7 protein-coding genes are annotated in these 7,517 nt (G+C 73.6%); 2 read left to right on the top strand and 5 right to left on the bottom strand.

Annotated elements, in window-relative coordinates:
* Positions 1–512, bottom strand: a 512-nt coding sequence (locus AWW66_RS22455) for a cellulose-binding domain-containing protein (RefSeq protein WP_211272060.1), incomplete at its 3' end; no start/stop codon positions are given.
* A gap of 220 nt (positions 513–732) precedes the next feature.
* Here AWW66_RS22455 and AWW66_RS22450 point away from each other — a divergent pair.
* Positions 733–2,181 (top strand): pyridoxal-dependent decarboxylase, encoded by a 1,449-nt coding sequence (locus AWW66_RS22450; protein ID WP_245648426.1) that lies wholly within the window; start codon positions 733–735, stop codon positions 2,179–2,181.
* Positions 2,182–2,335: 154 nt separating this feature from the next.
* On the opposite strand, the gene AWW66_RS22445 is transcribed toward AWW66_RS22450, so the two are convergent.
* From AWW66_RS22445 to AWW66_RS22430, 4 genes are all read right to left on the bottom strand, one after another.
* Complete coding sequence (locus AWW66_RS22445) at positions 2,336–2,806, bottom strand: RrF2 family transcriptional regulator (RefSeq protein WP_067369945.1); 471 nt, start codon at positions 2,804–2,806, stop codon at positions 2,336–2,338.
* Between the two features lie 160 nt (positions 2,807–2,966).
* Positions 2,967–3,851 carry an acyl-CoA thioesterase gene (locus AWW66_RS22440; RefSeq protein WP_067369942.1) on the bottom strand — a complete coding sequence of 295 codons (885 nt, stop codon included), beginning with the start codon at positions 3,849–3,851 and terminating at the stop codon, positions 2,967–2,969.
* Complete coding sequence (gene pyk / locus AWW66_RS22435; protein WP_067369939.1) at positions 3,848–5,296, bottom strand: pyruvate kinase; 1,449 nt, start codon at positions 5,294–5,296, stop codon at positions 3,848–3,850. The genes AWW66_RS22440 and pyk overlap by 4 nt, the downstream gene beginning before the upstream one ends.
* Positions 5,297–5,852: 556 nt before the next feature.
* A complete protein-coding gene (locus AWW66_RS22430) occupies positions 5,853–6,218 on the bottom strand; it encodes a YciI family protein (protein ID WP_067369936.1) in 366 nt (121 codons plus the stop codon).
* Between the two features lie 237 nt (positions 6,219–6,455).
* Between AWW66_RS22430 and AWW66_RS22425 the strand changes: the two genes are divergently transcribed.
* Positions 6,456–7,313, top strand: a complete 858-nt coding sequence (locus tag AWW66_RS22425) for an aldo/keto reductase (protein WP_067369933.1) — start codon at positions 6,456–6,458, stop codon at positions 7,311–7,313.
* The last annotated feature ends 204 nt before the right edge of the window (positions 7,314–7,517 follow it).

Genomic DNA, 7,517 nt, shown 5'->3' with positions numbered 1-7,517 from the left:
GTGGTGGGCGGGGTGGTCGGCGGCCCGGTGGTCGGGGTGACGGTGCCGGTGCAGGTGGTGCCGTTGAGGGCGAAGCTGGTCGGCACGGGGTTGCTGCCGGTCCAGGCACCGTTGAACCCGAAGGAGGTGGTGGCCCCGGTGCCGATGGCCGCGTTGTGGTCGACGTTGCGGGCGGTGACCTGGGCCCCGGCGGAGGTCACCGTGGCGTTCCACGCCTGGGTGACCTGCTGCCCCGCGGCGGGGAAGCTCCAGGTGAGGGCCCAGCCGTTGACCGGGTCGCCCAGGTTGGTGATGCCGACCTCGGCCCCGAAACCACCTCCCCACTGGTTGGTGATCCGGTAGTCGACCCGGCAGCCGGGGGCGGCCGCCGCCGCGTGGACGGTGGTGAGGGTGGCCGCGAGCAGGCCGGTGGTGGCGGTCGCGGCGAGCAGCAGGGTCCGACGCCGCCGGCCCCGTCGGGTCGGTGGCGGCCGGTGGGTGGGCAGGGCTGAGTGGGACGGTACGGGTTGCATGGTGGTGCCTCCACAGGAGGTGGGTGGGTACGGCGGTCGGGACGGGGTCGGCCTGCCCAGGGCCGACGCTGTTCCGCCGTACTGTCGCGGTGAAACGATTCATTGATGCCCGTAAAAGTCCGCGCCCTGCGAATGCTAAGTCCCCCCGGGCACCGGCACAACAGTCGTCTCGCCACGGCCACCCCTTGATCACCAAGGGTGAGGGTGATCAACTGATCACATGGCCGAGCACATGGACCCCGAGGAGTTCCGCCGGGCCGGGTACGCGGTGGTTGACTGGATCACCGATTACTGGGCCACCCTCGGGCAGCGACCGGTGACCACCCAGGACCCACCCGGCACGGTGGTCGCCGCCCTGCCCGACGCTCCCCCGCCCGAGGGCGAACCGGTCGCGGCGGTCCTGGCCGACCTGGACCGGCTGGTCCTGCCCCACCTGACCCACTGGCAGCACCCCTCGTTCTTCGGGTACTTCCCGGCGAACACCAGCGGGCCGAGCGTTCTCGGGGACCTGGTCAGCGCGGGGCTGGGGGTGCAGGGGATGCTCTGGTCGACCAGCCCGGCCGCCACCGAACTGGAGACGGTGCTGCTGGACTGGCTCGCCGACCTGCTGGGCCTGCCCGAGCGGTTCCGCTCCACCGGCACCGGGGGTGGGGTCATCCAGGACTCGGCCTCGTCGGCGACCCTGGTCGCCACCCTCGCCGCGCTGCACCGGGCGAGCCGGGGACGCTGGCGGTCGACCGGCCTGGACCGCCGGTACCGCGCGTACACGTCGACCGAGGGGCACTCGTCGATCGAGAAGGCCGCCCGGATCGCCGGCCTGGGCAGCGACGGGGTCCGCACCGTCGAGGTGAACCCGCGTACCCGGGCGCTGGACCCGGCGGCGCTGCGCGCGGCGATCCGGGCCGACCTGGCCGCCGGGGAGGTGCCGGCGATCGTGGTCGCCACCATCGGGACCACCTCCACCACCGCCGTGGACCCGCTGCCGGAGATCGGCGCGATCTGCGCCGAGTACGGCGTCTGGCTGCACGTCGACGCCGCGTACGCGGGTTCCGCCGCGATCTGCCCGGAGCTGCGCTGGACGCACGCCGGCCTGGAGTACGCCGACTCGTACTGCTTCGACCCGCACAAGTGGCTGCTCACCGGCTTCGACTGCGACGCGTTCTGGGTGGCCGACGCCGGGGAGCTGGTCGAGGCGCTGACGGTGCTGCCGGAGTACCTGCGCAACACGGCCTCCGAGACCGGCGCGGTGATCGACTACCGGGACTGGCAGGTGCCGCTCGGTCGCCGGTTCCGGGCGCTGAAGCTGTGGTTCGTGCTGCGCTGGTACGGCGCGGAGGGGCTGCGCGCGCACGTCCGGTCCGGGGTGGCCCTGGCCGGCGGGTTCGCCGACCGGGTCCGCGCCGACGACCGCTTCGAGGTGGTGGCGCCGCACCCGTTCGCGCTGGTCTGCTTCCGGCTGGTGGCCGGCGACGAGGCCAGCGCCGAGCTGCTGGCCCGGGTCAACGGCACCGGGCGGGTGCTGCTGACCCACACCCGGGTCGCCGGCCGGTACACCCTGCGGCTGGCGGTCGGCTCGCCGCAGACCCGGCCGGAGCACGTCGACGAGGCCTGGCACCTGCTGGCGCGCACCGCGACCGAGGTGCTCGCCGACCTACCGGCCCCGGCCTGACCAGCCGGGAGTGGCCGCGCCGGGCTGGCCGCGCCGGGCCCACATGTCCCCGGCCAGCGGTATACCAGGAGGGTATTTTTATACCTCCTGGGTATACCGCTCGTCCGGGTCGTCCCCGGCCCGGACTCCCGTCCGGCCGCAGGACCGTTCGGGGTCAGATCCAGGCGTTCGGGTCGGCGACCAGCTCGCTCACCCGCTCCGGGAGCTTGCCGGTGGCCACGTCGGCGATCGAGACCAGCTCCAGGATCTGCCGCTCGTTGGCCCGCAGGGCGATCCACACCTCCTGCAACGCCCGCGCCGCCCCCTGGTAGCCGAGCTGCTCCGGCCGCTGCCCCCGCACGTGCGCGAGCGGGCCGTCGATCACCCGGATCACCTCGGCGAGGGAGATCTCCCCCGCCGGGCGGGCCAGCCAGTACCCTCCCTCGGGACCACGCTGGGCGTGCACGATGCCGCCCCGGCGCAGTTGCAGCAGAATGCTCTCCAGGAACTTCGGCGGAATCTCCTGCGCCCGCGCGATCTGCTCCGCGGTCACCGGTCGGGTCCGCCCGGCGCCCGCCCCGTCGGCGACGGCGGCGAGTTCGGCAGCCGCGCGAAGGGCGTAGTCGACCCGGGCGGAGAGGCGCATGCCGGCAAGGTTAACCGGCAACGAACCACCGACCTCCGCCGCCCCACCGCCGTGCCAGCAGGTGGTCACGCGCTGCACGCACTACGTCCCGACGGACACGGGGCGGATGGCGCGAACGCGGGGCGGACGGTGCGGACGGCGCGAACGCGAGGGCGGACGGTCAGGCGCCGACGCGGCGCAGCAGCCCCTCCTGCACGGCGCTGGCGATGTGCCGGCCGTCGGCGGTGAACATCCGGCCGGTGGCCAGCCCCCGCGCCCCCGAGGCGGACGGGCTCCAGCAGTCGTAGAGGAACCACTCGTCGGCGCGGAACGGCCGGTGGAACCAGAGCGCGTGGTCCAGGCTCGCGCCGACCACCCCGCCCGGCCCCCACACCTCGCCGTGCACCGACAGCACCGAGTCCAGCAGGGTGAGGTCGGAGGCGTACGTGAGGGCGCAGGCGTGCAGCAGCGGATCGTCGGGGAGCTTCCCGTCGATCCGCATCCAGACCCGCTGGTGCGGGTCGGCGGGCCGGTCCCCGGGGGCCACCCAGCCCGGCTCGCCGACGTACCGGACGTCGATCGGGCGCGGGATGCGACCCCAGATGCCGAGCCGGTCCGGGTACCGGGCCAGCCGCTCGGCCATGGTCGGCACCTCGTCGGGTACGGGTACGTCCGGCGGGGTGGGCGCCTGGTGCTCCAGCCCCTCCTCGATCCGCTGGAAGGAGGCCGACATGAAGAAGATCGGCTTCTCGTGCTGGTACGCCACGGACCGCCGGACGGAGAACGACCGCCCGTCGCGGACGTCCTCCACCCGGTAGTCGATCGGCTCGGCCGGGTCGCCGGGGCGGACGAAGTAGCCGTGCAGCGAGTGCACGAACCGCTCCGGGGCCACCGTGCGACCGGCGGCGACCAGGGCCTGGCCGGCGACCTGGCCGCCGTACACCCGCTGGGGGCCGACCGGGGGACTCATCCCCCGGAAGGCCATCGATCCGGTGGCGTCGAGGTCGAGAACCTCCAGCAGTTGGTCGACCGCGGCCTGGCCGACCACGACGCCACCGGTGGTCACTGCAACGCCCGCGCGGAGGCGGCGTCGACCAGCGATCCGAGCTGGTGCACCCGCAGGGTGTTGGTGGAGCCGGGGGTGCCGGGCGGGCTACCGGCGACGATCACCACGTAGTCGCCCGGGGTGGCCCGGTCCAGGCCCAGCAGCGCCTGGTCGACCTGGCGGAACATGTCGTCGGTGTGCTGCACGAACGGCATCAGGAAGGTTTCCACCCCCCAGGAGAGGGCGAGCTGGTCGCGGACCTCGGGAACCGGGGTGAAAGCCAGCAGCGGCAGGTCGCAGTGCAGCCGGCTGAGCCGCCGCACGGTATCGCCGGTCTGCGAGAACGCGACCAGCGCCTTGGCGCCGATGGCCCGCGCGATCTGCGAGGCCGCGACGGTGAGCGCGCCACCGTGGGTACGCGGGTCGTGCTGGAGGCGGGGCACCCCGATGGAACCGGCCTCGGTGGTGGTGACGATCTTCGCCATGGTGCTGACGGTGAGCACCGGGTACTTGCCGACGCTGGTCTCGCCGGAGAGCATCACCGCGTCCGCGCCGTCGAGCACCGCGTTGGCCACGTCGGAGGCCTCCGCCCGGGTGGGGCGCGAGTTCTCGATCATGGAGTCGAGCATCTGGGTCGCCACGATGACCGGCTTGGCGTTCTCCCGGCAGAGCTGCACGGCGCGCTTCTGCACCAGCGGCACCTGGTCCAGCGGCAGCTCCACGCCCAGGTCGCCCCGGGCGACCATGACCCCGTCGAAGGCCAGCACGATGGCCTCCAGGTGATCCACCGCCTCGGGCTTCTCGACCTTGGCCATGACCGGCCGGTGCACCCCGACCTCGCTCATGATCGCGTGGACGAGCTTGATGTCCTCCGCCGAGCGGACGAAGGACAGGGCGATCATGTCGGCGCCCAGGCGCAGGGCGAAGCGCAGGTCCTCGGCGTCCTTGTCCGACAGGGCCGGGACGCTGACCGCCACGTTCGGCAACGAGACGCCCTTGTTGTTGGAGACCGGGCCACCCTCGGTGACCAGGACCCGGATGTCGTTGCCGGTGACCTCGCTGACCTCGACGGCCACCCGGCCGTCGTCGATCAGCAGCCGGTCACCCGGCTTGACCTCCTGCGGCAGCTTCCGGTACGTGCAGGAGACCCGCTCCTTGGTGCCGACGACGTCGTCGCTGGTGATCACGACGGAGTCGCCGGTGCGCCACTCGTGCGGGCCGTCGGCGAAGCGGCCGAGGCGGATCTTGGGGCCCTGAAGGTCGGCGAGGACCGCCACCGGCCTTCCGGCCGCCTCCGACGCCTCCCGGACGAGGTGGTAGACCGCCTCGTGGTCGGCGTGGCTGCCGTGGCTGAAGTTCAGCCGGGCCACGTTCATGCCCGCGTCGACCAGACCCCGGATGCGCTCCGGAGACGAGGTGGCAGGGCCAAGAGTGCAGACAATCTTCGCGCGGCGTGTCACGCCCATCAGGCTAGTCTCTCCCCCGGATCGACCCGCCGGCCGACCCCTTTGCGGAAACGGAAACATCGGTCCAACCCCGGGGTACCTGGACCTGTCCAACGTACTAATGGTCGTCCGGCTCGCGCGGGGGACACTGGACGCGGGCATCGGCGACCGCGACGCAGAGCGTACTCGCCCGGGGCCCGGACGGCCTGCCGGGCTCCGGACCAGCCCGACGGCGGCACCGGTTCGGACCGCCCGGTCGGCCCGGTCACCCGGCCCCCGTGGGCCGGATCGCCCCGCCCCGGCGGGTCCGTCCGGCCGGCCCCGCCCGCCGCGTGCGCCCACGTCACCAGCGCGCTCCGGGGGCCACCAGACCCGTGGGGCCCCGGGGTGCGGCGACGGTACCACCGGCGGCCCGGCCCCCGCCGTCACCCACCCGACACGCCGTCACCCCACGCCCCGCCACCGCACGCCCCGCCACCGCGGCCCCGTGCCACTGCCGTCGCGTCCCGCCACGGCGCGCCCCGCCACCCCGCGCCCGCTCGGCCGACGGCCCGGCCCGGCCCGGTGCCCGTCGCCGTCAGCTCGCCGCCTTGGCCAGGGGGAACTCCAGCGCACCGGCCGGGCAGTGGAAGGTCAGCACCTCCACCCGGTAGAGCCCGGCCCGCACCGCCGGGTCGGCCTCCAGCACGGTCCGGACGTCGTCGACCGAGCCGGTACGGGCCAGGCCGAAGCCGAGCGGCGCGTCTGGTTCCCGGGCCGGGCCGTCGACCGACCCGGCGACCAGCACGACCCCCCGGCGTTGCAGCGCACCCATGTACCCGGCGTGGTCGGCCTGGAGCCGGCGGACCGTCTCCTCCGGCAGGTCCCGACCGGCCGGCCCGGGGTACAGCACGATGCACTCGTACGTGTCGAGCGCCAGGTCGAGCCGAGGTTGCTGCGCCATGGCACGCCCTCCCGTCGCGCGGACCGTCCCACCTCGGCCCAGCGTCGCACGGGTCGGCCCGCCGTACCCGCCGCTCGGCGCAACTCCCCCGGCTCGCGGCGGACGGGCCGGCAGCGGTCCGGACCGGAGTCGTCGCCCGGCCCCGGCGGGTGGAAATGTTGACAGCGGCCGGACCCGGGAATGTTTCCCCGGAGAGCCAGCACGAGAACCGGACCAGCGACAGAATGGGGTACACCGATGGCACAGCCCGCGAAGGCCTCCGGCACGTACCGGATCGGCGGCGACCTGACCGTCGACCGGCTCGGGTACGGGGCCATGCAGATCACCGGTCCCGGGGTCTGGGGCGACCCGAAGGACCCGGCCGAGGCGCTCCGGGTGCTGCGCCGGGCGTACGAGCTGGGCGTGACGTTCATCGACACCGCCGACTCGTACGGGCCGTTCGTCTCCGAGATGCTGATCAAGAAGGCGCTGCACCCGTACGCCGACGACCTGGTGATCGCGACGAAGGCCGGGCTGACCCGCTCCGGCCAGGGCGAGTGGCGGCCGGTGGGCCGGCCGGAGTACCTGCGCCAGCAGTGCGAGCTGAGCCTGCGCCACCTCGGCCTGGAGTCGATCCCGTTGTACCAGTTGCACCGGATCGACCGGAAGGTACCGCTGGAGGACCAGCTCGGTGAGCTGGCGCTGCTCAAGCAGGAGGGCAAGATCCGGCACATCGGGCTCTCCGAGGTGACCGTCGAGCAGATCGAGGCGGCCCGGAAGATCGCCCCGATCGTCTCGGTGCAGAACCTCTACAACCTGGCCGACCGCTCCGCCGAGGACGTGCTGACCCACTGCGAGCGCAACGACCTGGCGTTCATCCCCTGGTTCCCGATCGCCACCGGCAACCTGGCACGGCCGGGCGGCCCGCTGGACGCGATCTCCACCGAGCACGGCGCGACCCCCGCCCAACTCGCCCTGGCCTGGCTGCTGCGCCGCTCCCCGGTGATGCTCCCGATCCCCGGCACGTCCTCCGTGGCCCACCTGGAGGAGAACGTCGCCGCCGCCGAGGTCAAGCTCACCGACACCGAATACGAATCCCTCTCCACCGCCGCCTAACCCCCACCCACCCCCACCCCACCCCCGCCCCACCCCCTCCACCCCCTCCACCCCCGTTGATCATGGAGTTGGCGGCTCGGATGATCTCCGTGGAACCGTCAACTCCATGATCAACGCGCGTCCGGGGTCAACGCGTCGGGATCAACGGGGGTGGGGGCGGGGGTGGGGGGTGGGTGGGGGGCGCACGTCGTGTGCGGCCTGGCG

The sequence above is a fragment of the Micromonospora rosaria genome, from assembly GCF_001567585.1.
GTDB classification, from domain to species: Bacteria; Actinomycetota; Actinomycetes; order Mycobacteriales; family Micromonosporaceae; genus Micromonospora; species Micromonospora rosaria.
This window is presented reverse-complemented; position numbering and strand designations above follow the sequence as displayed.

What these genes read in the sequence shown, in the direction of transcription:
- AWW66_RS22450 (WP_245648426.1), top strand. Translation starts at nt 733, where the DNA reads ATGGCCGAGCACATGGACCCCGAGGAGTTCCGCCGGGCCGGGTACGCG.
- AWW66_RS22445 (WP_067369945.1), bottom strand. Translation starts at nt 2,806, where the DNA reads ATGCGCCTCTCCGCCCGGGTCGACTACGCCCTTCGCGCGGCTGCCGAA.
- pyk (WP_067369939.1), bottom strand. Translation starts at nt 5,296, where the DNA reads ATGGGCGTGACACGCCGCGCGAAGATTGTCTGCACTCTTGGCCCTGCC.
- AWW66_RS22430 (WP_067369936.1), bottom strand. Translation starts at nt 6,218, where the DNA reads ATGGCGCAGCAACCTCGGCTCGACCTGGCGCTCGACACGTACGAGTGC.
- AWW66_RS22425 (WP_067369933.1), top strand. Translation starts at nt 6,456, where the DNA reads ATGGCACAGCCCGCGAAGGCCTCCGGCACGTACCGGATCGGCGGCGAC.